Genomic DNA, 1,167 nt, shown 5'->3' on the forward strand with positions numbered 1-1,167 from the left:
GGCAGGGCTATCGCATATGAGTGATGGCATTGATGAGATAGTCGTCGTTCCAGGCGCATTTCTTGATGCGATGGCTGATGGGAACTTTGGCAGCATCGGCGGCCTGAAGGATGTTTCTGGCGAGGCGATTGAGAAGGGCCGTGTTGGCGGGGGCATTGTCCTTGCGGGCACGGCTGAGATCCTCATCGAGATGGACATCGAGCATCCAATGCAGGCCGTTCTCGATCTGCCAATGAGCTCTAGTGAGGTCGAGCGCCCGCTGCGGCGACATGAGCGTGGAGGCCATGAACAGGCGCATCAACGGCTTGGCCTGATCGCGTCGGCTGGTGATGCGGATGAAGGCCAGGTGGCCGGGCATCAGCGGCTCGGCCGCCGCCACGATCTCGGCCTGCCGCCACTCGTTGCGGCCGTGGCTGGTCTCGGTCCGCTCGGCAATGGAAGGGGTGGCGTCGGCCAGTTGCAGGTTGGCACGGCGCAGCCAATGACGACGGTTGCCCTTCAGCGCAAGCAGGTAATCGCCACCTCTTTGGGTAATGGCCGCAGCCATGCGGGTGTGGCAGTGGAGCGCGTCGGCGGTGACCAATCTGCCCGTAAGATCAATGAGTTCGACGACTTTGAGCGCGGCCTCGACTTCGTTCTCACCATCGCTCGGCGAGACTGCCGCCAGGCACAGCCGGGTCTCGGCGGCGAAGGCCGACACCGTCAACGGCGGACTGGCTGCCAAGCCCTTCTCGTAGGCTCGCCGCAAAGCCTTGCCGTCAAGCGACACCACCTCGGGCGTCTCTCGGCTGGCTCGGGCGAAAGCTGCGGCAAAGGCAGCAAAGGCGCGACCAAAGGCCTCCGGGTCGAGCAGACGCAGCAGCCGCGAGAAGGTGTCGTGGCTGGGAGCTGCGTCATAGTCGATCAGCCGCGACAGCGCCTGCTTGCGCTCCTGCGCGAACAGGGCAAATTCCGTCGCATTGCTGGCGCCGCACAGGCTTGCTGCGATCATCATCACGATCAGGTCGCCAAGCCGGTGCGTGGCGTTGGGCGCGCGTGGATCAGGCACCGCGCCAAAGTAGCTCTCAAGGCAGGAAATGGCAGTCGCTCCTTCGCTCAACTGCCTCTCCAAAGAATCCTTTCTCAGCCTAAACTCAACCCCAAAATCGCCATATGCGATTCCCCTGC

Annotated in this window: 1 protein-coding gene; it reads right to left on the minus strand. The window is 63.2% G+C overall.

Annotation, left to right across the window (positions count from 1 at the left end; translation table 11 throughout):
* Positions 1–7: 7 nt before the first annotated feature.
* The gene (locus tag NKI24_RS35750) at positions 8–1,099 is read right to left on the minus strand and encodes an ISAs1 family transposase (protein ID WP_352458930.1); all 1,092 of its coding nucleotides are present in this window, start codon (positions 1,097–1,099) and stop codon (positions 8–10) included.
* Positions 1,100–1,167: the final 68 nt, after the last annotated feature.

Origin of the sequence: Mesorhizobium sp. M0701, from assembly GCF_040320365.1 — a bacterium.
In the GTDB taxonomy this organism is placed as follows: Bacteria; Pseudomonadota; Alphaproteobacteria; order Rhizobiales; family Rhizobiaceae; genus Mesorhizobium.